Raw genomic sequence first — 21,101 nt, 5'->3', positions numbered from 1 at the left:
GCCTCCAGCACGAAGGGCCCCGTGCCGTTCTCGGCAGGGGCTGGGATGGGGTGTGAGAGCTGCTACAGCGCCAGGCTGTAGCGGGCGGAGAGCGCCTTCATGCGCATCGCCTGACGGCCCCCAGTGGTCTCTCCCGGCTGGGTTGCGTCGCTGCCGCGAGTGGACGCACGGTCCGGCTCGCGGCGGAAGTCGTTGAGTTCGGGCCGATACGCGGCCCGGCGGTCGAACGCCGCGCTGTCACCGCGGGCGGCCAGGGCCACCCCGACGGAGCGCAGCCCGGCGTCGGTCTCCTCGTAGGCGGGGAACGTGACGGCGGAGACCTCGAAGAGTTGGACCTCGCGCAGGATCCGCAGCTCGGCCTCGACCTTGGCCCCGTCGACGGTCTCGACCTCGACGGTTTCCCAGTCGTCCTTGATCGTGCGGAACCCGAAGCTCATGCCGGTGATGTTCCGGTTGTCGAGGTTGATGACCAGGTCGTTCACGTAGGACAGCCGCGCGTCCAGGTCTGCGTCGACCGCGAGGCCCACCTGATCCTGCGCCAGGCGCAGGCTGTTGCCGGACACGCGGGAGACGACGAGGCGGGTGTCGTGGTCGACAAGGAACCGGGCGTCACCCTCGGCCAGGGTCTTGGTGAACGCCCCCGGGGCGATCTCCTCGTAGAACCCCCAGGTCAGCGGGTTGCCGATCGCGGTACGCGAGTTGAACACCGCGGCGTGCCCGTCGAACCCCTGCATGGTCGTGTCGTCGCCTGCGGCGCGCAGCTGCACCCCGGCCGTGGCCAGGGCAAGATCGCGCCGCTCCTCAGTCCTCGTCATCGCTGTCACCCTCCGGTGGCTTCTGCATGTCCTGCGGGTCGTAGCCCAGAGGGGCCATGTACGTGGGCTGCAGGTACGTGTCGCCGTTCGCATCGGCCGGCAGCGGAGGCATGTCCTCAAGCGCCCTGATGTCGTTCGCACTCAGCGCCCCGACGTCGCGCATCGCCCGGTAGAACGTGGCCCGCCCCGAGGAGTCGCCGCGCAGCAGGCCCTGCAGCGCGTACTTGGCGTACTGCTTCCCAGGGGGCAGCAGCTCCTTGGTGACGCGCTGCTCGGTCGGCGTGAGCCACGTGGGCCCCAAGTCGAACGTCACGAACCCCTGCGCCTGCTGCTCCAGGCCCGTGCCCCAGCTGGTCGACTTGGTCGACTCCATCAGCAGGAACAGCGGCACCCCGAACATGCGGGCCACCTCGACCACCTGGAACATGCGCGACTCGAGGAACTGGCTGTCCTTGTACGGCATGGTCACCGGGGAGAACGAGGCGCCGGAGTCCAGCACGGCGACGTCGTGGGCGGACTGGTGTCCGCTGAGCTTGGCTTTCCAGCTGGCCTTGAGCTGCGCGGCCTGCTTCGCGTCCAGGCGCTGCTCGGTCTGCAGCACACCGCTGATCATGTTGCCCGACCCGTACAACTTGGCCGCAGACTTCTCGGCGGCCTGCGCCAGGCCGATGCCCTGCGCGGCCGCGCGGATCGGCGAACAGCCGGTGATCCCGTCGTAGCCCAGTGCTGGGGTGTGCAGGATCTCCCGCGACGTGAGCCGGTGCAGCCTGCCCTCGTCGTCCCTGACCCAGAAGACCTTGCCCCCGGGGTTCTCCGGTGTCGGCTGCTCGCGGTCGACCTTGACCCGGTCGGGGCGAACGGGCCACAGCTGGGCCACGTCCCCGCCCCCGTTGCGGACCTTCTGCAGATACCCGTTACCCCACAACAGGCGGTGCACGTAGTTCAGGCGCCACAGCTCGTAGGGCGTCAGCTCCGGGTGGGGGTTCTCCAGCAGCGGGACGGTCACCCTGTCCTTGGTCCCGGCCGCGTAGGTGTGCAGCGGCAGAGACGCGGACAGGCCCGCGATGACTGACACGGCCCGCCAGACGGCCGGCATGTGCAGTGAGCTGGTCTCTGTGACCGCGACGCCGGCGTCCGTCTCCGCGCCGCCCAGCAGCGCGGTCAGGGACTCGGACGTCAACGGGACCGCAGGGTTCTCTACGCTCCGTCGCTCGAAGAGGCCGAACAGGCTCACCGTCGTACCTCCTTCGGCTTGCGTTGGACGGTGGCCCGCTCAACGGCGAGGACACCCAGCAGGCCGCCCAGGACCAGGGCGGAGGGGACGGAGACCATGGCCACACCGGCCACGATCACGAGGACGAACAGGATCTCCAGCACGAGGAGCAGGCGCTCACGGGTCACCACAGGTTCGGCGCTCCCTCGTCCTCGACCTCGACACCGAGCCCCCAGCGGGCCAGCGTGACCGCGACCAGCGGACTGATGTCCGTGCTCACCCCGCGCCGGGCCCACGCCCAGGCGTCGCCCAGCGGGCGCTTGTCCGCGCCCGCCAGGGCCGTTGCGAGCGGCGCCTGGTCGAGGTGCACAAGGCTCTGGTCACTGACAGCGTCGTAGAACTGGCCGCAGGCCTGCGCCACTTCGCGCGTCTTGGGCTGGGCGATCTGCAGGCCGGCCCGTTCCAGGTCCGGGATCAGCGACCCCGCGGGGCCACCTGCGTCGACGACAATGGCGCGCGGCTTCCATCGCTCGCGCAGCTCGACCATGCGCTCCACGACCCAGCCCGTACCGGGCCGGTGGTCGACGACCTCAATGTGCACAGCGTCACCGTTCGAACCGGCCACGCCGATCGCCGTGTGCGTCCGCTCAGGCGTCGTGTCGATCGCGAACGCCACCGGGTCCCCAGGCTGGCTCGTCCCGTCGCCCAGCGCCCGCCACGCGTCTTCACCGATGACCTGCCATGCGTCCGCGACGTCCGACGGATAGGCACCCACGCCGAGCCGCTCACGGGCGTACCCAGCGGGGCTCATGGTCAGCCGCTCGTTCTCGATCTTCTCCAGCGACAGCCGGTACCCGATGCCGGGGTTGGCCTTCAGCGCGGACTCTGGTGCGGCCATGTCGTCATGCTCGGCACAGGCGGGGGTGCACTCGTCCTTGTGCTCGTCGATCGACCACTCGAAGTACGCCAGCGACGGGTCAGGCCGCGCGTGCTCAATGGCGGCCAGGGCCCGGCGGCGCAGGCGCCCGAGCTGTACGGACGGGGCACCGATGCCTGCTGACCCCAGGTACCAGATCTGCGGGTTGTCGATCGCGGCCATGGTCGGCATGAGCGCGTCCATCGCGTCGTCGCCGAGGATCATGTCCTCGTCCATGATGTTGCAGTCCCCGGTGAAGCCACGGCCGGAGCCCTTCGAACGGGCGATGAAGCGCAGCTCCTGCCCGCTGTGCAGCACGATGCCTTCCTCGCCCACCGTCTGCCGGTACTGCTTGACGCGTTTGTGCAGGTCAGGGCACCGGCGGATCAGGGCCTGGATCCGCTTGAACGCGTTCTTCGCCGTCTTGAACTCGTGCGCCGAGTGAAGGATCAGCTGCTCGCCGCCGATGAACAGGCCCCACAACTCGCGGGCCTCGATCACGCCGCCCTTGCCGTTCTGGCGAGGGACGTTCACACAGCACTCGAACGCCGACCAGTCCCCCTCCGCGTCCTCACTCATCCCCTGATCGAGGATGAACTGCTGCCACGGATCGAGGATCAGCCCGGCCCGCGCGGCGAGATCGATCGCTTCCTGGCCGGCGCTGGACACCCGGGTGGGCGGAACGGTGAGGAGGCGGGGACGCTGGTGCCCGTATACGGGTGCGTCAGCCCGACTGCTCGCCGCGCTTGCGGGCTTCTGACCTGCGCTTTTCTCGCTGCTCAGCAATGTCATCGACTGCGTCCCCCTTCACGGCGGGCGGGGCGAGGCCGCGCAGCTTGGTCATGATCGCGGTGAGCTTGTCGGCGACGACCGCTTTCGATGTCGGAGCGTCACCGGCCGGGATCTCGTCGAGCGCCTCGGCGAGGTTGATCGCTACGGCGGCGAGGCCGGGCGACACGATCGTCACGCCGAGTTGATCAAGTTCGGCGCGGATGGCGTCAGCGATCATGGACCGACCCCCGTCACTCTCCGCTATGTCACGCTGAGTGACGGCGAACTTAGTGCTGAAACTGGTTTCACGGTCAAGATCGGCTTTGAAAATCGGCGCGCAAAAATCACGGCGAGAAGGGCGTTTGGGTCGCCCGCTTTCACCGTGAACTTTGAATCCACTCTCACTCGTCGAGCGCCGATGACCTGCGTGAACCGATTACGGATCGCGGTGGCAGAGGGCCCCGACATGCTCACCAGGACCGTGATGCCTGCCGGGTGACGGGGCGTGACCCACCCTTGCGATGGTCGCGGTACCAGCGGGTGACGACGGCTTCCATGCCGGGCTGGCGCATGTCCCGCACGCGCTGCCTCACTATCTGTTCGCCTGGATCGACGACGACGATGCGTGCACCGAGGCGCTTGTACCGTGCGCGCGCCTTCGCCTGCGGCATCGTGTGGATCAGGTAGACGTCGACCTGGTCGAGGTGCTGCTCGGCCTCCCGGATGGCTGCCTGGCGTGCGCGGTGCACGACGCGCAGCAGGACGTCACCGTGTGCGTGGTGGTCGGCACCGGGCCCGGCCATGGCCAGGGCTATCAGGTCCAGGTCGATGACCACGTCGGCCGGCTTCGCGTGCGCTCGGATCCAGCTGCTCTTGCCTGCGGCTGGTGGCCCGGTCACGACGTACAGCATGGGCACCGCGACATGGGCGGGGGGGGCGGAGGGGGGAGGGGGGTGCGTTTGATCGTCAGCGTCGTCTTCTGCGTCACGGTCACCTCCGTGCGAGCCTGGCCACCTCGGTCATGGGTACGTCGACAGACTCGGGCGTGAGGGTCGGGCTCGGAGCCCGACCGAACCACGCCTCGGTGACGTCGACCCCGTCGACCGTGTCCACCCGGATCGGGTTGTGGCAGGTCTCGATCACGGCGACGGTGACGGTCTGCTCGATGACGGGGATCAGGTACCGCTGGACAAGCTTGACGAGGGGGAAGTCGACCTCGTTGTAGTCGATGCCGTGCTCGTCGCAGTAGTCCAGCCAGGTCTCGGGGTCTTCGCCGTCGTTGAAGCCCCACTTCGACAGCAGGTCATCGCTGAACAGCGTCACGTGCCGCTCGGTCATGGCCTCCATGCTGTCACCACCTCCGCGAGGCTCGGGCTTGCTTGACCGACGTGCGGTTGCCGCGGGCGCTGTTGCACCGCCGGTGCGCGCTGCGCGCGTTGGCCGGGTCGAGGAGGTCGCCGCCGCGGCTGAGGGGTACGAGGTGGTCGAGGGTGAACGCGAGCGGGTGACGGCCGGCGAGGGGGCCGCGGATCTCGTAGGCGATGTTGTGACCGCACAGCCAGCATGGGAGGCCGAGCCTGCGCTGCTGGTCACACAGCGTGCGGTAGCGGCGCCCGTTGCGCGGATTACCGGTCACGCCCGAGCCCGTGGGTCCGCTTGAGGTCGATGAGTTGACGCCGGATCTCCCGCGCGACGGCCGTGGGGTCGAGCTGCTCGACACGGACAGTGATGCTGGTGGTCGGCTCGTGGCGCCCGCAGGTGGGGCAGACGTGCTTGCAGGCGGCCACGGGCGTCTCCTCAGGTCAGGGGGTGGTGACGCCTTGTTCGATCAGGTCGTCTGTGACCTGCTCGATGGCCTGGTCCAACTCTTCGTCGGACAGGTCGCCGCATGCGCTGTAGCCGTCGGTGGCTTCGATGCTGTCCGAGGAGTCGAGGAGCTCGCCCTCGATCCATGCCCGGCACTCGTCGGAGAGCTCGGCTGTCTCTGTGGCGGTCACGGTGACGGTGGGCCTCGGCTTGGCGTCGCTGCTGCTGCCGCCGCACGCTGTGAGGGTGGAGAGGAGGATGGCGGCCGCGGCCGCGGTGGTTCTGGTGCGCATGGTCCCCCCAGGACGTTGCGTGATGAGGGGGGAAGCATGGGGCATGTGAGCGTGGCGTGTTCGGCGTGTGGCCGAGCTGTGACATGCGTGAGCCCCGCGCGGTGGCGGGGCTGGTGTGTCCGGGCACAACGGACGTGGGGCCAGGATGCGGGACGATCAGTGGTCACGTCAAGCGAGGAGGCCCCACCACGATCAGTCGGTGGGGCCTCATCCCGGGCGCTACCCGGGGCGCAGTCGCCAGTGTGGCAGGCGGTCAGTGGCTGTGTGCCGGGTAGTGGCCGCCGCAGGTGGGGCAGTACGGGCGCTCTTGGGTCTCCCATGCGAGGAGGATCAACAGGGCGTGGATCATTCTCCGTTCACCTCCTCCCGCGTTACGTGCAACGTGCACTGGACCCCGCTCGCCTTGTACTCCACTCTCGCGAGACGCTCGGGCCCACCTGCGTAAACGTCGCCAGAAGAGCCAACCCCTTCCGGTGGGGGAGTGGCGGACGAATCGGACACCGACCGTCTCGCTGCCCACCAAATCCACGTCACCCCGCACCCCCAGACCGCCAGCACCCCGACGGACGGGGAGGCGGCGAACGCGCCTGCTCCAGACCCGCCGACGACCACCGCGAGCACGCAACCGCCGGCCGCGCGGCTGCTCATCCGACAGCCCCGTACACGGCGTTGCCTGCCCAGTTCGCGGCCTGCGCGAGAGGAGCAGCGGCGAACCCGGCGACGCCGGCCGAGGTGCTCAGGCAGATCCCGCACCAGGCGCCGAGCTTGATGTCCTTGCCGTGGCGGGACTTCTTCACTGCGGCCAGCACGGCGACGGTGAGGATGAGCACCAGGGCGCCCCCGGTCTGGGTGAGGGGCAGGTACGAGGTGCGGGCGGCTGCCTGCCTGGTGCTCCCGCCGACGCCCCACACGAGGGCGACGTCACCGAGCCAGTTGGAGATCCACAGGGCGGTGTCGGCGGCCCACCCGATGAGCCCACCGACGGTGAGGAGAGTGAGGGCCCCGTACGCCCAGGCGGCGAGGAAAGGCGCTACCTGCGCGGCCTGTCCGAGGGGGTCCTTCTTGAGGGCCTTGATGCCCGGCCACCAGGTGACGAGGTAATGGGCGAGGATGGCGAGGCCGACGGTGACGCCGCCGATCGTTACGTAGGTCATGAGGTCCTCAGTGGAGGATGGCCACGCCGAGCGCGGCGAGGGTGACGATGAGGGCGACGGTCCCGGTGATGCGGGGGACGTCGGACAGCGCGACAGCGGCGAGGCCGAGGAGCGCGAGCAGCATGGAGCCGACGAAGAACGCGGCGAGCATGGCGAGACGGCTCGGTGTCTCAGCCTGCGGAGGCGAGTGAGGGCAGCGTCTCGGGGTCGTAGAGGTTGCCAAGCCCGGGGTCGACGAGGGCTGGGGTGACCTTGCCACGGTCCTTCCAGGTGCCGACGGTGGAGGGCTTCACGCCGTACAGGACGGCGACTTCGCGGGTGGTGAGAAAGCGCGGCGCCTCAGGCTGCTCGCTGCCCTGCTCCTCCATCTCGCGGAGGGTCTCGTCCTGCTCAGTCGCCTTCGGGGCCTGCTCGACGGGGGTGGGCGCTGTGGCTCGCACGGGTGTCGCGGCGAGGTGCAGGAGGTGCCCGAGGACGAGCGGCGGGACGCATGAGACGGCGATGACAAGGGCGAGCGGGGTCCGCGGCTCACTGCTGAGATGCCCAGTCACGAACATGTGACTGACGGGCTGGGCGGCCATCGCGGCGCCGAGCGACATGAACGCCCCGGTGACGGCTGAGCGCTTCCCGGGGGCGCCCTTGGGGCGGGCGCTGGCTACGGCGGCGGCGATGCCTGCGTACGCGGCGAGGACACCGGCCATGCCCCATGCGAGTCGGCTGTCCCATCCGGCGAGCACGGCGAGGTGGTGTTCCCCGGGGGCGCACATGCCGAGGACGACGATGGCGATGACGGGGCGGCCGGCGGTGGTGAAGGCTCGAACCCACCAGGGCGCGGGGGCGGTGGGGTGAGCAAGGGGGGTGCTGCCGGGGTTGTCACGGCGCATGAGGCGCGAGATACGATCACGCATAGCCACGAGGAGACCTCCGAGTCTCTGAGTGGTAGCCGGAGGCAGAGTTAGCGCTCTGCCTCGGTCAGGCCCTCGTTCGGTGTTCCACCACCGGGCGGGGGCCGTCTTTTTTGTTGTCTAACGCGGGACTATAGCACGGTAGTTGACTGTCTGTAAGGGTTTGTGGGTGCCTGGTTCGGGTTGGGATGGGTAGCTCACTCGGCCGTCTCCAGGTGCGGCATGGGTGAGTTGGGATGAGGCTGGTGGCATGTCCGTGCTGCCAGTGATCGTGTATCCCCCGAGCCCGACGGGCGGCCGACGCGTCCGAGTCGACGGGGAGATCCTCGGCCTCGCTCACAGCCTGCGGGACGTGGCGGAGTTCCTGCGCCGTGCGGGCATGGAGGGCATCGACGAGACGGACGTTGAGCGGTCTGAGCTGATCGACTGGCGTGGGGGCGGGCCAGACGTGTGGTCCGCCCCCTGAGCGGCTCAGGCGACGAGCTGGGCTGAGATAGTCCGGCCGCACCGGGTGCAGCTGATCGCGGGCGGGTGCCCGTCGCCGCCACCGATGGTGAGCACCCCACCGCAGGCGCACGTCTCGGTGAGCGGGCGGGTGAGCCGGGTGAGCTGGAGCGCCCGGTCGATGCGGCTCACTGACTCGGTGGCCACGTTGGCGATGTGCCGCTCGTGGTGCTCTGCGAGCCGCTCGAACGGACCAGGGCGCCGCTCGACCCTCGCGAGGAGCCACAGCGCGGTGTACTGCGCCCCGGGACGGGTCCCTCGGTAGCGCCAGCGGCGCGGGTCGGCCACATCGGCGTTGGCGAGCTGGTTGCGCCTCGCCTGGTCCGCCGGCGGCCAGCTGCTCGGGGCGAACGACATGGGGGAGCGCTGGACGGCGGCCGCGGTGTGGTCGGCGACCTCGACCAGGGCCGCGTGGACGGTGCGCTGGGTATCGAGGATCTCGATGCGCAGCGGGGCGGGGGACTCCCCGGTGCCGGATCCGTCGCGGGCCCCGCGCTGGGGGACGTCGAGGAGGTCCAAGTCGTTGAGGTAGTCGGCCATGCGCCCGGCGGGGGGCCAGTGGGCGCCGCCGCGGGTGTCGAGCGCGTCGGCGAGGTTCGGCCAGGTGCTGATGATGGTGCGGAGATCACGCGCTGCGGCGGTGGTGTTCACGTTGGCTCCAGTGGTGCGGCGGTCAGGTGGTCGGCTGCTGCTCGGGCCCGGGGCAGATGAACGGGTACGGCGGGTTCGTCCCGTGGCATGCGGGGCAGTCCTCCGCGTTGCCGCCCACGTGGACAGCCGAGGCGGCGAGCCGATCGTGTTCGCTGAGGAGGTGCTCGATGTGGGAGCGGAGGAGGTCTGCCTCGGCCTCGGACTGGACGCCGCGCTGTACGCGCGACAGGAGGACGAGCAGCGACTCGCGGAACTCGTAGCCGATGCCGGGAGTGGCAGGCGTGTGGGGCTCGGTCATCGGGTGCTCCAGGTGTGGCAGTCGGGTGCGTGGACGAGGCCGGCGGACGAGGTCCAGAACGGGCAGCACGGGACGAGGAGGGGCTGCTCCTGGGCGTTGCCGCGGGCCGTGCGCTCCCGGGCCTCGGCGATGCGGTGGGCGCGGGCCTCGCGGATGCTGGCCTCGATCAGGAACACGGCGACGAAGCCGAACATGCCGGCCTCCCACCACAGCCCGTCGAGGGCGCACGTGGTGCCGAAGAGACCGAGCACTGCGGCCCCGCTCGCGGCCAGGGTCTGGTAGCTGCGGTGGCTCATCAGCTGCCGTCCTCATCGATCTCGGGCAGCGGGTAGCCGGCCTGCTCCAGCCGGTCGGTCAGGTCGTTCGCGTCGAGGCCCCCGATGTCGTTCGACTCGATGACGTACTCGGTGACGATGCGCATGACCTCAGCCAGCTGGTTGGTGGGCGGGCGAGCGTTGAGGCAGCGGGTGTCCGACCCGGGGCTGTGGATCCAGCTACGCGGGTCGGCGTCGTCCATGAGCTGGATGGAGTCGCCGCAGACGCAGCGGGGGCCTTCCTCGGCGGCGAGGTCGTGCAGGCCGAGCCGCTCGGTCGTCCTGGTGGTGCGGTCGAAGCGGATGTCAGCGATCGCCGGCAGTGACACGAGTTGCTCAGCTACGGCGAGGACTTCGGGCACTGAGCGGTGGCCGGTGGACCAGTCGACCCAGTTGCCGGTGCGGTCGATGCGGATGACGACGGACAGGGATACGTCGCGGCGAGTCTCGGTCATCGGGGTCTCTTTCTCGTGTCGCGCGGGGTGTGGTGGAACCGAACCGGCGGCCGGTCAGGCAGGGGTGCCGAAGATCGCGGCGTACGTCTGGCGGTAGCGCTCCCGCATGGGCCGGTCCTCGACGTGGTCCGGGGCGACGCACCCGCGGTGTTCGCAGCCGGGCAGGACCTTGCCGACCGGTTCGCGGCCGTGGCGCAGGCGGAACGCCACACGGAAAGGGCTGAACGAGTTGCCACCGGTGCGGAGGATGGGCAGGCCGTGCTGGTCTCGTGAGCCGGTCCACTCCAGGTGCCCGCCGTCGACAGCGATCGTCCGGGCGTGGAAGTGGCTGGCCTTGTCGCGGGGCGCAGTCCCCGGTCGGACGTTGGGCAGCTTCATGGCGCGGCGGGCGGCGCCGACGGCGTGAGGGTCGACGCCGAGTCGATTGCCGATCGCTCGGTTCGACAGCCCGGTGTGGAGGAGCTCGGCGATGTCGGCGCGGATCTTCACGCGGCTGCCTCCTTGCGTGCTGCACGGACGGCCCCGGCGCGCTTCCAGTAGCGCTGTCCGGGGGTGAGGCCGGCGCGGATCCCGTAGCGGCTCTCCTTGCCCTTGCCGCCCTCGTCTGCGATGGCGTCGATGAGGCATTCCCGTTGCACGGGGCAGGTGTTGCAGACGGCGATCGCGGCTTCGGTGAGGCGCTCGTTGCCCTCGTGGAAGAACAGCTCGGGGTCGGTCTGGGCGCAGGCGGCTTCGGTGAGCCAGTCGGTGCGGGGCGTCATGATGCGATCTCCTGCCACTGGAACGCTGCGTGCTGGGCGGGGGTGAGCTCTTGGATGTGGAGGACGAGGCGCCCGCCGCCCTTGGCTACGGGGCCAATGCGCATGTCGGGTCCGACGACGTGGGTGTGGTCGTCGTCCTCGAGGACCCCTGCGTCGACGAGCCCGTCAACGGCCGCCTTGAACGAGGGGTACCAATTGGCCGGGTCGGCTCGGCGGCGCGACGGAGGGTGGATCACTCCGAGGATGTACGCGTGGGCGAGGAGCGGCTGTTCGCCTGCCTCGGCGAGCGCGGCCCGCATGGTCGGGTCCTCGCTGCAGGTGGCCATCGCTGCGGCGCGGATGTTCGCGGTGACGCGGGCTCGGACCGCGTGGTGGGGGCGCTGGTTCGCGTTGAGGAGGACCAGGCCGCGGGGGAGGGTGAGAGTGAAGGCGCGGAGCGTGGTGGTCACAGCAGCGTCTCCTGTACGGGCTGGGGTGGGCAGTGGTGGTCGCGGAGTACGGGGTGCCTCGCGGGTCCGGCGCGGATGTGGGTGGTGCCGCGCCAGGTGATGCGGCGGGTGCCGAGGGCCCCTTCGACGAGGTGCCATGTGAGGCGGCCTTCGAGGAGGGCGAGGATCTCTGCGGCCGTGTCGAGGGGCTGGGGGTCCGCCGTCACGTCCAACGCGGCGATGCGGCCGGCGCGTGCGGTGAGGATCGGGGCGCCGCAGCGGGGGCAGGTGGTGTCGCGTGCGTGGTCGGCGGAGGCTTCGATCTTCGCTGCGATGCCCGGGTGCGGCTGCTTGGTGGTCATCGGGCACCCCTGGTGGGCAGTGCCGTTGCAGTGCCGTTAGGGATGTGAGTGTTTTCGCAGGTCACATGGGGTGCCCGTGCCATCAGTGCCATCAGTGCCTGATTTTTTGCATTAAGGCCCTTGCCTGCGCACGGGGCTGGAATAGGGATTTCAACGGCACTGATGGCACTGCCATGCTCTGACCTGCGGTGACGTTGGTTTTCAACGGCACTTTTGATGGCACTGCAACGGCACTGCAACGGCACTTTGATCATGGTCACTGGTCGTCCCACCGATCTTCAGCGGGCGCCTGGAGGGCGACGTTGATGTACGAGTACGTCCCGTTTGACGGCTTGCGAATGATTTGGAACCGGTCCTTCAACTCCCGGCCGAGCTGCCGCGAGGGCATGGGCTCTTCGCCCTCGGCGCGGCACCAGCGTTCGTACGCAGTGCGGAACACCTCGGTCGCCGTGCGCACTTGGACGCCTCCGCCGACGTGGCACGCCTCGTCGAGGAACCGGGCGAGCGCGTCCTCCTCGGCCGCGTACTGCGCCGTCGCGGCCTTCACCGACTCGGGGTCGCGCAGCCCGTTGCGGAACACGTCGACCGCGCCTGCGATGACCCAGGCGAGGATGCCTGGGGCCTCCTCGGTGATGAGCATCAGGTCCAGGTCCTCGATGACCTCCTGGGGGGTGCGGACGAACGGCATGAGGCGCAGGCGGCGCCAGAACGATTTGCCACCTGCGCTCACGCGGGGCTGGTGGTTGCCCATGAGCCAGAGCTTGTGCGTGGGCTCGAAGGTGAAGTGGTCCTGCCGCATGAACCTTGCGGTGAGCCCGTCGCCTCCGGTGAGCTCCTTCACCTTGGCCTCGTCGAACTTGGCTTCCTGGTTGACCTCGCTCGCGATGACGAGGCGCAGCCCGTGGAGTCGGGCGATCTCGGTCTCGTGGCGCTGCCCGCCGGCCATGAGGAACGCGTTGGGCGCGGTGGCCGCGTAGTCGCCGAGGATGTTGCGGAGCACGTTGAGGAACACGCCTTTGCCGTTGCCGCCGCCTCCGTGGAGGAAGGGCAGGACGTGCCACTTGACGCTGCCGGACGCGGAGTATCCGGCCATGCGCTGCACGTACCGCAGCAGCTCCTGGTCGCCGCCGAACGTCTCGTCGAGGAACCGATCCCACTTCGGGGTGGGCGCGTCCGTATCGGGGGCGACGCTGGTGGACCGGGTGTGCATCTCCTCGGGGTTGGGCGGCCGTACGTCCCCAGTGGCCAGGTCGACCGCGCCCGCGGGGGTGTTGAGGAGCATGTGGTGTGCGTCGAGGGTGGCCGCGGAGGCGACGATGCGCGGGTCGGTCGTCGCCATGCTGACCATGGCGGAGATGCCTGGGGCGGAGAGGGACCGGGCGCGGTGCTTGGCTTGGCCTTCCCCGTTGGGGAGTTGGCGGGCGATGGCGCGGGCCATCTCGCGGACCAGGCCGGCCTCGTCCCATGCCCAGCGGTGCCCGTCCCATCGGAGCCACCGGCCGCGCTGGGGTACGAAGCGGATGTCCTGCTCGTGCTCGTCGACGAGGCGGAGCGCGTTCCCGTCGTCGGTGCGGGTGTACGTGCCGGGGCTGTCACGGGCGGCCGGGTGCTGGACGACGTTGAGCGCGTTCGCCCCGTGCGTCGCAGGCTGCTGGTTGGGCACCGCGGTGAGGTGACGTACTGGCTCGGGCGCGGGTGCCCCGTAGCTCTGGCGGCGCAGCGCGGAGGCGGCGGCCGAGTGGTTGCCTCCGTGGTTGAGGAGGGCGTACGCGCCGAACTTGGTGTAGGGGATCTCTGCGGCGAACTCGGTGCTGGTGGTGAAGACGTACAGCCGATCGCGGTCCATGGACCGCCCGGTGGTGGCCGAGGGTTCGCGCCCGTCCTTCCCGGGACGCTGCCAGTACGACGTCTGGCCGCTGGTGAACATCAGCTTCCACCCGTGCGGCTGGAGGATGTCCGCCCAGGTGGCGCGCTGCTCGAAGTCGTCCCCCGGGGTGAGCCCGCCCGGGGGGAAGTCCCCGCTGGGGCTGCTGCTGAAGAGGAACGCTGCGGCCTCGTCGAGGGGGGCGTTGACCTGCGCGGTGATAATTTCGCGCCCGGAGTTAAGGGTCGGCTCGTCGGCCGGGACGGTGTCGAGCATGCGGCACACGGTGTGGAGCGCCTGGTGCTCGTCCGGGGTGATGGTGGGGATGGTCGCGGGCCCGCCGGCCAGCAGCTCGTAGGGCAGCCCTGTCGCGTGGACGGTGCCGTGGCTGGGTGCGGTGACGACGAACCCGCCTTCGCCGCGGGTCTCGATGAGCGGCCGGATGATGCGCTTGTGCGGGTGGCGTACGAGCAAGTCGCGCTCGGCGTCGGTCAGCTCGTGCTCGTGGGCCAGGCGACTGGCCAGCTTGGTGTTGCCCGGGACGGGTGCCCCGTCGAGGAGGTAGTGGAGGTGGAGGCCGCCGGAGGGGGAGCGCTCCAGCCACCCGGTGGCGAGGCGCTCCCACAGCTCGGCGAGCCCGGACCCGAGGAGGATCTCGACCAAGCGATCGAGGACGCCCTCGGTGACGGCGCGGCCCTCGAGCTCCAGCATTTCCAGGCCACCGGATACGGCGCCGCAGACGATGCCGATGCCCGGGTACCCGTTGGCGAAGATGGCGCGGACCTGTTCCTCGGTGGCGCGCTCGCTCTGCGCCGTCTTCCAGGTGCCACGCGGGTGCTTGCTTCCGTCGGTGCGGACGGGCACGACTGAGCAACCGGCAGTGTGCAGCGTGAGCGCTGCGGCGAGCGTGTCCGGTGACGTGCTCAAGAGGGCTGCTCCTTGCTGTGGTGCTGAATCCAGGGGGGAGTGCCCGCCCCGGGCGTCGAACTCCGGGGCGCCGGCCTGACTACCGGTCGGGCGGGACATCAGGCGGCGACGCTGGTGAGCTGCTCGTGCAGGGCGGCGCACGCGTCGCACGAGCAGGTCCGGACGATGGGCGCACCGCTCATGGAAGCGAGTCCTTCGCCGGGCGGGATGAGCCGCTCGATGGGCTGCCCCTTTGTGTCGAAGGTGGGGATGACCTCCGGGTCCGGGCTGGGTGTGCAGCCTCGGCCGCAGGAGGCGCCAGAAGCGGCCTGGCAGGTTCCGGCGGGTCCTTCTCCGCTGTGCTGGAGGTCGCTGTGTCCGCAGCCGCAGCGGTGTCCGATGTAAGCCATCAGGTGGTTCTCCTTGCTGGTCGGGTGGCCCGCCCGCAGCCGCGTGGCGGGGGGATGGGCAGCGGCTGCGGGCGGTGCTGATGGGCGGGGGACTAGAACGGGGGTGCGGCGCCTGCGGGCTGGGCGGCTGCGGCTGCCTGCTGCTGGGCGAGGAGTGCCGCGGTGGCGGGGTTGGCCATGGCTGCCTGGTGCTGCTGCGGGGTGAGCCCCGGGACGGCGGCCGCCGCGGGGGGTGCGTACTGCTGCGGCGCGGCGGGCTGGACGGTGCCCGGGTCCGGGGTGTGCAGCGCGTTGGTGGCCGCCGGGACGTACTGCGCCGCGTACTGCTTGGCGGGGCTCATGCCGGGGCCGGCCGCCGGGAGTTCGTGGGTGAAGGTGACGGTCAGGGTCCCGTCGACTTCCAGCCCGGGCGCCCCGGAGGCGCGGACCGCGTCGGCGATGGCGTTCTTCATCTGGCCCTTGACGAAGAGTCGCCGGCGCCCGTCGTCGTCCACGTTCTGCGGGTCGCGCTCTTGGGTCTGGACGGTGACGACGAGCTGCTTCATGGGGTTGCCGTCCTTCCAGAACTTGAGGCTGCCGTCCTTGATGTCGCGCTGCTGCTCGACGGTCGGCTTCTGGGTGAGGCGCCCGGTGATGGTGGCTCCGGGGGTGGGGAACTTCCCGGTGGGGGCGCCGCCGCCGCCCATGAGGAAGTCGTCTGCGCTCTGCTGCTGGTGCGGTGTGGTCATGGTGTGTGTGTGCTCCTGTGTCAGGCGATGAGCGCTTCGAGTGAGGCGCCCGCGTTGGTGGATGTGGCCCCGGGGCAGCCGACGGAGAGGTCGGTGCTTCCGGGCTTGAGCCACGGGCAGAACCGGCAGTTGGGCTTGTCCGGGATGGGGATGAGGGACCAGCGCTCGGGGTTGGACTCGGGGTCCAGCTCGATGACGCGGTCGCGGATACGGTCGAGCCGGGCGAGCGCGTTGAGGGCGACGGTCCTGTCGTAGGGCTCGGACCACACGTGGACCTTGAGCTGGTGGTACCGGGCGATGAAGACGACGACGACGCGGTCGACTTGCTCGCCGGCGTTTTCCTGGCCGAGCCCGTAGAGGTGGGCCTGGACCCGGTACTTCACCCCGGGGCCTTGCCTGCGGTACTTGTCGTGGCTGCTGGTGCCGACGAGCTTCCAGTCGAGGTTGGCCTTGATCAGCCGGTCGTACAGGTCCGCGCTGCCCGCGAGCCTGGCCGTGGGGATGGGGCTGTCTCGCACGGTGACGCGGGCCTCGACCTTGTAGCGGGACCCACCCAATGCCTCATTGCGGGCGTCGAACTTCTCGCCCATGTAGAGGTGGAACCCGGTGCCGATGATCGCGGCGATCGGGTCGCGGTCGGTGTTGGTCTCGGGCCAGTCGAGGACCTTGTACGAAAGCTGCCGTTCGCACGGCTCCCCGACCTCGCTCGGGCCGATGGCCTTCTGCATGGTCCGGGCGCTGTTGGCGTCCGCGTCGATGATGAACTGGCCGATGCGCTCGGCCAGGGACTGGCTGTACTCGTCGTTCCCGGTGGCGATCATTCGGCCTCCGTTGTGGTGGTGCAGGTCCAGCAGGTGCGGGACCCGTCGGGGTGGAACGCGTGGACGCGGCGCCCGGGGCAGGTGTCGCACCACGCGGTGTCGTTGTTGTCGAGCTGCCCTGCGGCGAGGAGTGCGGCGATCGGTGCCAGGTCCGCCTCGACCCGGGACGCGCGGTGCTTGCCGCGCGGGAGGACCAGCGACACCAGGCGGGCGATGCGTCGGCCGGCCATCACTCGGCCTCGTGCTTCGCGTAGTTCGGCCTGTACGAGACGCGCCCGGGCTGGTTGTGCTCGATCAGGTAGCCGAGTGCGGCGAGGTGCTGGAGCACGAGGCGGACCCGGTAGCGGGACGCGTTGGGGGCGAGGTTGGCGACGACCCAGCGGTGCGCGCGGCCGGTGGTCCACTCGCCGCCGGTGCCGAGGATGTGGTCGTAGAGGCGGGTGGCCCGGTCGTCGAGGTGGGGAGTGGATTCGCCCTGCTCGGCGGCGCCGGCCATGCGGCGGACCAAGTCCTCCGCGAGTTCCATCCCGTCCGCAGCAGCAGCGGAGCGGCGGGTGTCTGCCAGCATCTCGATGACCTCGGTCAGCACGTCGGCGCGGGACGGGGCCAGCCACCGGGCGACCTTCGCGCGGGTCTCCGGGTCCAGCAGCAGGGCCACCGGGCGCCCGTCCTCGGCGATGCACCCGATGGTGAGGATCGGCTCCTCCTCGGGCGCGGGCTCCATCGCCACGTCGAACCGGGACACGATGAGCGGGTCGTGGTCGGTCATCAGATGCCTCCGAGCAGGATCGAGAGCGCCAGGAACGCGGCGCAGCATGCGGCGAAGAGGACGAGGTACGCGGTGACGATCACGCGGTCACCTGCCTCTGCTGCTTGGCGAGGAGGTCGCGCAGCTTGCGGACGGACTCGATGCGGCGCGGGTCCGGCAGGGCGCCGGCCTTCTCGGTCAGCGCGTACGCGATCGGGTCCTCGTCGACCGTCCGCGTACTCCCGTCACCGGACTCGGCGTCCAACTCGGACGCGCGGAGGGCCAGCGTCAGCTCGGCGAGCGCGGCGTTCGTCGTGTGCCGCTCACCCAGCAGCGAAGCCACCTGCTCCCGCAGGGCCTCCAACTCGGCCGCGATCTCCGGGGACTGGAGCATCCCGGCCGCGTCGATGGCGAACGCGATCCCCATCGGGGTGCGTGCACCGTTGGCCTGTGCCCGGCAGATCAGTTCCGCCAGCTGGTTCAGGGCGCGAGTGTTCATGCCGACACCTGCGCCGTGTCGGCCACAGCCGAGGCCGGCATCAGCGACCAGGCCGTCACCTGCACCCCGCGGTGAAGTCCGCCGCACGCCTCGGTGAACACCCCGTCGTCGTCCTGGACGGTGGTGGTCACGTCCAGGTACAGCTCGTCCGCGAACCGGGCCACGGCAGCGGCGTCGCGGTGGAAGTAGAAGCGGAGCGTCGCCTCGTCCGGCGCGACGTCCGCGCAGGTGACGGCGAAGTGGGTGGGGATGACGGTCGTCTCGCTGAGGATGGTCTCTGCCAGCGACAGGGCCGCCATGTAGTTCATGCGGCGAACGTCGATGCTGTCCGGCTGGACCGGGTCGGTAGTCTGTGTGATCACGGTGTCCTCGTTTCTCGTGTGGATGAGGTGCCGAGGGGCTGCCATGGACCTGATCCGTCCGGGCGGCCCCGCTTTGCGTTGTGGGTCAGGCGGCGCGCGGTGCGGGCACGCTGACCACGGGGTGACGGACGGACTCGAAGACCGCGTGCAGCTGCATCAACTGCTCAGGGCGAAGAGCCGGAGCCGCGTCAACCGATTCCTTGATGGCCTTCACGGCGGCCGGGCCGAGTCGCTTCTCAGCAGCGGCGCGGCTGAACGGGGCGGCGGCGGTCATGTCGTCACCGACAGGCCCGGCATCCGGGAGACGCTCAACTCAGCGCGCTCGATGGGGATGAACAGGACGAGCAGGTCCACACCGAGGGCCGCAGCGATGGCATGGGCGGCGTCCGAGTAGACGCCTTCCTGCTCTCCGGTGAGGAGGTTGCCGATGGTTCCGTGCGGGACGCCGGCGCGGCGGGCGAGCTGTCGCACGCTCACTGCGTCGCCGCGTCCGGTGCGCTTCATCAGCGTCTCCAGGAGACCGATGCTGACGAGCTTGTAGCGGAGTACAGGTGTGGTCACGTCCACCTCGTGCAGTAGTTCGTTGCACTGCTTGGATGGATAGAGCATTGCATAGCTTGGACGGATCGTCCAGCGTCTTGGATGTGGTGTGTTGATTCGGTCAAATACGAGAGGCGACCTAGTCATGGTTGCCTTACTGCATGGACAATCTGTCCAGCGCGTGAAATGACCAGCACGCGCCATCAGGGGGGATGCAGCTCGCGCCACCCTGGCCCCATGGACACCCCACGGCCCATGACCAGACTCGGAGTGGCAGGATGAGCCTCATGGCTGCTGAAGATCGCGCCCCAGCCCCAAGTGGGAGGACCCAACTCACGGACCTTGTGCGTGAGCGGAAGTCCGCACTTGGGCTGAGCTATGACCGCCTCGCGAAGCGATGCATCGACCCCGAAAGTGGCGAGCAAACGGTGAAGTCATCGTGGCTGCACCGTTTGGCCACGGGAGAGCCGGTCATCTCTCCAGACTTGGCTCAGTTGCGCGGCATGGCGGCCGGTCTCGATGTCCCGTTGGGGCGAATTCAGGACGCGGCGGGCAGCCAGTTTTTCGGCATCGACGTGGTGACGGCGCGGTCGGGTGAGGTGCGGGCCCTGGTGGAGCGGGCGGACCGCATGTCCCCTGAGCAGCTCGAACAACTCATGCGCCTGCTGGACGCCTTCACCTCGCGCGACTAACCCGCCTTGGCATATTCCTCTGGCCAAAGCGTGCACGCAGAGTGGTTCCTTGTTGTACGTGTAGTCAGAAGTGATTGAAGGTGACAGGATTCCACTGCATCCGCCTGGGGGGCGCGACGTCAGATAGCCTGCTGAGGCGTTCGGTCGAACGTGCGATCGAACGGTAGGCCGCGCCAATGGGGGTCTCATGGAGGACAGCGGAAGTCACGTACGCCTGCGTGTCGAGCTGAGCGAGCTGGTCCCCGAGGGGACCGGCGTGGTCCGAGTGCAACGGCCAGACGAGACACTGCTGGTAGTGCGGCCCAATGAGCCGCTGACCCCAGCGCTCACCGCCGAGATCAATCGCCACCTCGCCCACGGGCACGCAAGGATCCTTGGCGCCGACCCCTCCCAGTCCGAGGACACGGCCAGACCGCACCCCCGGACTGAATTTTAAGAGTGTCTTTCGCGCGCCTTCGATCTTGCTGTCGCGGTGGCCGTGCTGGGGGCGGCGGAGCGGATCGATCCCCGGGAGATCACAGATCTGGTGATGATCGGGGAGCTGGGACTCGACGGGCGGGTCCGGCCGGTGCGCGGCATCCTGCCAGCCGTCCTCGCCGCGGCCGAAGCCGGGTACCGGCAGGTCGTCGTACCGGAACAGACGGCGGCGGAGGCCGGGTTGGTGCCCGGGGTCTCGGTTCTCGGGGTGCGGAGCCTGCGCCAGCTCATCGCCGTACTGACCGGGGCCGAAGTGCCGGAGGAGGCGCGGGACGAGGAAGGGCGGCCCGACGCCATGCTCGCGGGGCTGATGGTGCCGGGCGCCGGGGTGGGGACCGGGCTGGCCATCGGCGACCGAGGAGGTGACGGCGGCCCGGACCTCGCGGATGTCGCGGGGCAGCACGCGGCTCGTACCGCCCTTGAGGTCGCTGCCGCGGGTGGCCACCATCTGCTGCTCCACGGGCCGCCGGGCGCGGGCAAGACGATGCTGGCTGAGCGGATGCCGGCCGTCCTGCCGCCGCTGACCCGGCAGGAGTCGCTGGAGGTGACCGCCGTGCACTCGGTGGCGGGCATCCTGCCGCCCGGCGAGCCGCTGGTCAGGACAGCGCCGTACTGCGCCCCGCACCATTCGGCGACGATGCAGTCGCTGGTGGGAGGCGGCAACGGACTGCCGAGGCCGGGGGCCGTCTCGCTGGCGCACCGCGGGATTCTCTTTCTGGACGAGGCTCCAGAATTCAGCGGGCGGGCACTGGACTCCTTGCGTCAGCCGTTGGAGTCCGGGCACGTGGTCGTGGCGCGCAGCGGGGGTGTGGTGCGGCTGCCCGCCCGGTTCCTCATGGTCCTGGCGGCCAATCCGTGCCCCTGCGGACGGCACACCCTGAACGGCTCGGGGTGCGAGTGCCCGCCGTCGGTGATCCGCAAGTACCAGGCGCGGCTGTCGGGGCCGCTGCTGGACCGGGTCGACCTGCGGGTGGGCGTGGAGCCGGTGCGGCGGGCCGATCTGCTGGGCCAGGGCGGGCGGGGTGAGCCGACGGCGGTGGTCGCGGAGCGGGTGCGGGAAGCGAGGGCGCGGGCGGCGGCGCGGCTGGAGGGCACCCCGTGGAACACGAATAGTGACGTGCCGGGGCACGAGTTGCGTACGCGCTGGCAACCGGCGGCCGGCGCCCTCGGCGCGGCCGAGCGGGACATGGAACGCGGGCTGTTGACGGCCCGTGGCCTCGACCGGGTGCTGCGCGTGGCCTGGAGCGTCGCAGACCTGGCGGGCCGCGACCGGCCCGACGCAGGCCATGTCGACCTGGCGCTGGAGCTGCGTACGGGGATCGCGCGGGGCGCGCCCGCGCTGATGGGAGGCGCGGGATGAGCGGGCGAGCGGGCGAACAGACCGCCGAGGAAACCGGTGTGGGAACGG

General features: G+C 70.0%; 33 protein-coding genes and 1 pseudogene. 3 read left to right on the top strand and 31 right to left on the bottom strand.

Features of this window, described 5'->3' with window-relative positions; genetic code table 11:
* Positions 1-62 precede the first annotated feature (62 nt).
* The 13 genes from ABZX79_RS18285 to ABZX79_RS18225 form a co-directional block, all read right to left on the bottom strand.
* Entirely contained in the window at positions 63-815 is a 753-nt protein-coding gene (locus ABZX79_RS18285; protein WP_355258092.1) for an HK97 family phage prohead protease, read from the bottom strand.
* Complete coding sequence (locus tag ABZX79_RS18280) at positions 802-2,049, bottom strand: phage portal protein (protein ID WP_355258089.1); 1,248 nt, start codon at positions 2,047-2,049, stop codon at positions 802-804. Before ABZX79_RS18280 ends, ABZX79_RS18285 begins: the two co-directional genes overlap by 14 nt.
* Positions 2,046-2,216, bottom strand: coding sequence for a hypothetical protein (locus tag ABZX79_RS18275; protein WP_355258086.1), 171 nt, complete (start codon positions 2,214-2,216; stop codon positions 2,046-2,048). Before ABZX79_RS18275 ends, ABZX79_RS18280 begins: the two co-directional genes overlap by 4 nt.
* Positions 2,213-3,613, bottom strand: coding sequence for a terminase (locus ABZX79_RS18270; RefSeq protein WP_355258083.1), 1,401 nt, complete (start codon positions 3,611-3,613; stop codon positions 2,213-2,215). Before ABZX79_RS18270 ends, ABZX79_RS18275 begins: the two co-directional genes overlap by 4 nt.
* 55 nt (positions 3,614-3,668) lie before the next feature.
* Positions 3,669-3,953 (bottom strand): hypothetical protein, encoded by a 285-nt coding sequence (locus ABZX79_RS18265; protein ID WP_355258080.1) that lies wholly within the window; start codon positions 3,951-3,953, stop codon positions 3,669-3,671.
* Between the two features lie 232 nt (positions 3,954-4,185).
* Positions 4,186-4,614, bottom strand: coding sequence for an AAA family ATPase (locus tag ABZX79_RS18260; protein ID WP_355258077.1), 429 nt, complete (start codon positions 4,612-4,614; stop codon positions 4,186-4,188).
* A gap of 91 nt (positions 4,615-4,705) precedes the next feature.
* The gene (locus ABZX79_RS18255) at positions 4,706-5,053 is read right to left on the bottom strand and encodes a hypothetical protein (protein ID WP_355258074.1); all 348 of its coding nucleotides are present in this window, start codon (positions 5,051-5,053) and stop codon (positions 4,706-4,708) included.
* A 13-nt stretch (positions 5,054-5,066) separates the two neighbouring features.
* Positions 5,067-5,351: an HNH endonuclease gene (locus tag ABZX79_RS18250; protein WP_355258072.1), complete on the bottom strand. Its 285-nt coding sequence runs from the start codon at positions 5,349-5,351 to the stop codon at positions 5,067-5,069.
* A complete protein-coding gene (locus tag ABZX79_RS18245; RefSeq protein WP_355258069.1) occupies positions 5,341-5,502 on the bottom strand; it encodes a hypothetical protein in 162 nt (53 codons plus the stop codon). Before ABZX79_RS18245 ends, ABZX79_RS18250 begins: the two co-directional genes overlap by 11 nt.
* A 15-nt stretch (positions 5,503-5,517) precedes the next feature.
* On the bottom strand, positions 5,518-5,814 hold the full coding sequence (locus ABZX79_RS18240) for a hypothetical protein (RefSeq protein ID WP_355258066.1): 297 nt from the start codon (positions 5,812-5,814) through the stop codon (positions 5,518-5,520).
* Positions 5,815-6,458: 644 nt separating this feature from the next.
* A complete protein-coding gene (locus ABZX79_RS18235; protein WP_355258063.1) occupies positions 6,459-6,968 on the bottom strand; it encodes a hypothetical protein in 510 nt (169 codons plus the stop codon).
* Between the two features lie 7 nt (positions 6,969-6,975).
* A complete protein-coding gene (locus tag ABZX79_RS18230; RefSeq protein ID WP_355258060.1) occupies positions 6,976-7,119 on the bottom strand; it encodes a hypothetical protein in 144 nt (47 codons plus the stop codon).
* Between the two features lie 19 nt (positions 7,120-7,138).
* On the bottom strand, positions 7,139-7,876 hold the full coding sequence (locus ABZX79_RS18225; protein WP_355258057.1) for a hypothetical protein: 738 nt from the start codon (positions 7,874-7,876) through the stop codon (positions 7,139-7,141).
* A gap of 247 nt (positions 7,877-8,123) precedes the next feature.
* Between ABZX79_RS18225 and ABZX79_RS18220 the strand changes: the two genes are divergently transcribed.
* A complete protein-coding gene (locus tag ABZX79_RS18220; RefSeq protein ID WP_355258054.1) occupies positions 8,124-8,339 on the top strand; it encodes a hypothetical protein in 216 nt (71 codons plus the stop codon).
* 5 nt (positions 8,340-8,344) lie between these two features.
* Here the strand turns inward: ABZX79_RS18220 and ABZX79_RS18215 are convergent, their stop codons facing one another.
* From ABZX79_RS18215 to ABZX79_RS18130, 18 genes are all read right to left on the bottom strand, one after another.
* Positions 8,345-9,028, bottom strand: a complete 684-nt coding sequence (locus ABZX79_RS18215) for a hypothetical protein (RefSeq protein WP_355258051.1) — start codon at positions 9,026-9,028, stop codon at positions 8,345-8,347.
* A 22-nt stretch (positions 9,029-9,050) separates the two neighbouring features.
* Positions 9,051-9,326 carry a hypothetical protein gene (locus tag ABZX79_RS18210; RefSeq protein WP_355258048.1) on the bottom strand — a complete coding sequence of 92 codons (276 nt, stop codon included), beginning with the start codon at positions 9,324-9,326 and terminating at the stop codon, positions 9,051-9,053.
* On the bottom strand, positions 9,323-9,622 hold the full coding sequence (locus ABZX79_RS18205) for a hypothetical protein (protein ID WP_355258045.1): 300 nt from the start codon (positions 9,620-9,622) through the stop codon (positions 9,323-9,325). Before ABZX79_RS18205 ends, ABZX79_RS18210 begins: the two co-directional genes overlap by 4 nt.
* Complete coding sequence (locus ABZX79_RS18200; RefSeq protein WP_355258042.1) at positions 9,622-10,095, bottom strand: hypothetical protein; 474 nt, start codon at positions 10,093-10,095, stop codon at positions 9,622-9,624. Before ABZX79_RS18200 ends, ABZX79_RS18205 begins: the two co-directional genes overlap by 1 nt.
* A gap of 54 nt (positions 10,096-10,149) precedes the next feature.
* On the bottom strand, positions 10,150-10,584 hold the full coding sequence (locus tag ABZX79_RS18195) for a hypothetical protein (protein ID WP_355258039.1): 435 nt from the start codon (positions 10,582-10,584) through the stop codon (positions 10,150-10,152).
* On the bottom strand, positions 10,581-10,856 hold the full coding sequence (locus ABZX79_RS18190; protein ID WP_355258036.1) for a WhiB family transcriptional regulator: 276 nt from the start codon (positions 10,854-10,856) through the stop codon (positions 10,581-10,583). The genes ABZX79_RS18195 and ABZX79_RS18190 overlap by 4 nt, the downstream gene beginning before the upstream one ends.
* Positions 10,853-11,305, bottom strand: coding sequence for a hypothetical protein (locus ABZX79_RS18185; protein ID WP_355258034.1), 453 nt, complete (start codon positions 11,303-11,305; stop codon positions 10,853-10,855). The genes ABZX79_RS18190 and ABZX79_RS18185 overlap by 4 nt, the downstream gene beginning before the upstream one ends.
* Complete coding sequence (locus ABZX79_RS18180) at positions 11,302-11,646, bottom strand: hypothetical protein (protein ID WP_355258031.1); 345 nt, start codon at positions 11,644-11,646, stop codon at positions 11,302-11,304. The genes ABZX79_RS18185 and ABZX79_RS18180 overlap by 4 nt, the downstream gene beginning before the upstream one ends.
* A gap of 256 nt (positions 11,647-11,902) precedes the next feature.
* The gene (locus ABZX79_RS18175; RefSeq protein WP_355258028.1) at positions 11,903-14,437 is read right to left on the bottom strand and encodes a phage/plasmid primase, P4 family; all 2,535 of its coding nucleotides are present in this window, start codon (positions 14,435-14,437) and stop codon (positions 11,903-11,905) included.
* Between the two features lie 98 nt (positions 14,438-14,535).
* Entirely contained in the window at positions 14,536-14,826 is a 291-nt protein-coding gene (locus ABZX79_RS18170) for a hypothetical protein (RefSeq protein ID WP_355258025.1), read from the bottom strand.
* A 92-nt stretch (positions 14,827-14,918) separates the two neighbouring features.
* Positions 14,919-15,554, bottom strand: coding sequence for a hypothetical protein (locus ABZX79_RS18165; protein ID WP_355258022.1), 636 nt, complete (start codon positions 15,552-15,554; stop codon positions 14,919-14,921).
* Positions 15,555-15,574: 20 nt separating this feature from the next.
* Positions 15,575-16,375, bottom strand: coding sequence for a hypothetical protein (locus ABZX79_RS18160; RefSeq protein ID WP_355258019.1), 801 nt, complete (start codon positions 16,373-16,375; stop codon positions 15,575-15,577).
* On the bottom strand, positions 16,372-16,605 hold the full coding sequence (locus ABZX79_RS18155; RefSeq protein WP_355258016.1) for a hypothetical protein: 234 nt from the start codon (positions 16,603-16,605) through the stop codon (positions 16,372-16,374). Before ABZX79_RS18155 ends, ABZX79_RS18160 begins: the two co-directional genes overlap by 4 nt.
* On the bottom strand, positions 16,605-17,144 hold the full coding sequence (locus ABZX79_RS18150) for a hypothetical protein (protein ID WP_355258013.1): 540 nt from the start codon (positions 17,142-17,144) through the stop codon (positions 16,605-16,607). Before ABZX79_RS18150 ends, ABZX79_RS18155 begins: the two co-directional genes overlap by 1 nt.
* 79 nt (positions 17,145-17,223) lie before the next feature.
* The gene (locus tag ABZX79_RS18145) at positions 17,224-17,622 is read right to left on the bottom strand and encodes a hypothetical protein (protein WP_355258010.1); all 399 of its coding nucleotides are present in this window, start codon (positions 17,620-17,622) and stop codon (positions 17,224-17,226) included.
* On the bottom strand, positions 17,619-17,984 hold the full coding sequence (locus ABZX79_RS18140) for a hypothetical protein (protein WP_355258007.1): 366 nt from the start codon (positions 17,982-17,984) through the stop codon (positions 17,619-17,621). Before ABZX79_RS18140 ends, ABZX79_RS18145 begins: the two co-directional genes overlap by 4 nt.
* Before the next feature lie 85 nt (positions 17,985-18,069).
* Positions 18,070-18,258, bottom strand: a complete 189-nt coding sequence (locus ABZX79_RS18135; protein ID WP_355258004.1) for a hypothetical protein — start codon at positions 18,256-18,258, stop codon at positions 18,070-18,072.
* Complete coding sequence (locus ABZX79_RS18130; protein ID WP_355258001.1) at positions 18,255-18,545, bottom strand: helix-turn-helix domain-containing protein; 291 nt, start codon at positions 18,543-18,545, stop codon at positions 18,255-18,257. The genes ABZX79_RS18135 and ABZX79_RS18130 overlap by 4 nt, the downstream gene beginning before the upstream one ends.
* Before the next feature lie 266 nt (positions 18,546-18,811).
* Between ABZX79_RS18130 and ABZX79_RS18125 the strand changes: the two genes are divergently transcribed.
* Positions 18,812-19,216, top strand: a complete 405-nt coding sequence (locus ABZX79_RS18125) for a hypothetical protein (RefSeq protein ID WP_355257998.1) — start codon at positions 18,812-18,814, stop codon at positions 19,214-19,216.
* A gap of 454 nt (positions 19,217-19,670) precedes the next feature.
* A pseudogene (locus ABZX79_RS18120) lies at positions 19,671-21,053 on the top strand (ATP-binding protein); the annotation flags it as partial.
* Positions 21,054-21,101 lie beyond the last annotated feature (48 nt).

Source organism: Streptomyces sp. NPDC002994, assembly GCF_040611155.1.
Taxonomy (GTDB): domain Bacteria; phylum Actinomycetota; class Actinomycetes; order Streptomycetales; family Streptomycetaceae; genus Streptomyces.
The sequence above is the reverse complement of the archived record's forward strand: the minus strand, read 5'-3'. Positions and strand labels throughout refer to the sequence as shown.

What these genes read in the sequence shown, in the direction of transcription:
- ABZX79_RS18125 (WP_355257998.1), top strand. Translation starts at nt 18,812, where the DNA reads ATGGCTGCTGAAGATCGCGCCCCAGCCCCAAGTGGGAGGACCCAACTC.
- ABZX79_RS18205 (WP_355258045.1), bottom strand. Translation starts at nt 9,622, where the DNA reads ATGAGCCACCGCAGCTACCAGACCCTGGCCGCGAGCGGGGCCGCAGTG.
- ABZX79_RS18165 (WP_355258022.1), bottom strand. Translation starts at nt 15,554, where the DNA reads ATGACCACACCGCACCAGCAGCAGAGCGCAGACGACTTCCTCATGGGC.
- ABZX79_RS18265 (WP_355258080.1), bottom strand. Translation starts at nt 3,953, where the DNA reads ATGATCGCTGACGCCATCCGCGCCGAACTTGATCAACTCGGCGTGACG.
- ABZX79_RS18230 (WP_355258060.1), bottom strand. Translation starts at nt 7,119, where the DNA reads ATGCTCGCCGCGTTCTTCGTCGGCTCCATGCTGCTCGCGCTCCTCGGC.
- ABZX79_RS18170 (WP_355258025.1), bottom strand. Translation starts at nt 14,826, where the DNA reads ATGGCTTACATCGGACACCGCTGCGGCTGCGGACACAGCGACCTCCAG.
- ABZX79_RS18190 (WP_355258036.1), bottom strand. Translation starts at nt 10,856, where the DNA reads ATGACGCCCCGCACCGACTGGCTCACCGAAGCCGCCTGCGCCCAGACC.
- ABZX79_RS18150 (WP_355258013.1), bottom strand. Translation starts at nt 17,144, where the DNA reads ATGACCGACCACGACCCGCTCATCGTGTCCCGGTTCGACGTGGCGATG.
- ABZX79_RS18210 (WP_355258048.1), bottom strand. Translation starts at nt 9,326, where the DNA reads ATGACCGAGCCCCACACGCCTGCCACTCCCGGCATCGGCTACGAGTTC.
- ABZX79_RS18240 (WP_355258066.1), bottom strand. Translation starts at nt 5,814, where the DNA reads ATGCGCACCAGAACCACCGCGGCCGCGGCCGCCATCCTCCTCTCCACC.
- ABZX79_RS18285 (WP_355258092.1), bottom strand. Translation starts at nt 815, where the DNA reads ATGACGAGGACTGAGGAGCGGCGCGATCTTGCCCTGGCCACGGCCGGG.
- ABZX79_RS18255 (WP_355258074.1), bottom strand. Translation starts at nt 5,053, where the DNA reads ATGACCGAGCGGCACGTGACGCTGTTCAGCGATGACCTGCTGTCGAAG.
- ABZX79_RS18220 (WP_355258054.1), top strand. Translation starts at nt 8,124, where the DNA reads ATGTCCGTGCTGCCAGTGATCGTGTATCCCCCGAGCCCGACGGGCGGC.
- ABZX79_RS18155 (WP_355258016.1), bottom strand. Translation starts at nt 16,605, where the DNA reads ATGGCCGGCCGACGCATCGCCCGCCTGGTGTCGCTGGTCCTCCCGCGC.
- ABZX79_RS18145 (WP_355258010.1), bottom strand. Translation starts at nt 17,622, where the DNA reads ATGAACACTCGCGCCCTGAACCAGCTGGCGGAACTGATCTGCCGGGCA.
- ABZX79_RS18135 (WP_355258004.1), bottom strand. Translation starts at nt 18,258, where the DNA reads ATGACCGCCGCCGCCCCGTTCAGCCGCGCCGCTGCTGAGAAGCGACTC.
- ABZX79_RS18160 (WP_355258019.1), bottom strand. Translation starts at nt 16,375, where the DNA reads ATGATCGCCACCGGGAACGACGAGTACAGCCAGTCCCTGGCCGAGCGC.
- ABZX79_RS18235 (WP_355258063.1), bottom strand. Translation starts at nt 6,968, where the DNA reads ATGACCTACGTAACGATCGGCGGCGTCACCGTCGGCCTCGCCATCCTC.
- ABZX79_RS18200 (WP_355258042.1), bottom strand. Translation starts at nt 10,095, where the DNA reads ATGACCGAGACTCGCCGCGACGTATCCCTGTCCGTCGTCATCCGCATC.
- ABZX79_RS18225 (WP_355258057.1), bottom strand. Translation starts at nt 7,876, where the DNA reads ATGCGTGATCGTATCTCGCGCCTCATGCGCCGTGACAACCCCGGCAGC.
- ABZX79_RS18180 (WP_355258031.1), bottom strand. Translation starts at nt 11,646, where the DNA reads ATGACCACCAAGCAGCCGCACCCGGGCATCGCAGCGAAGATCGAAGCC.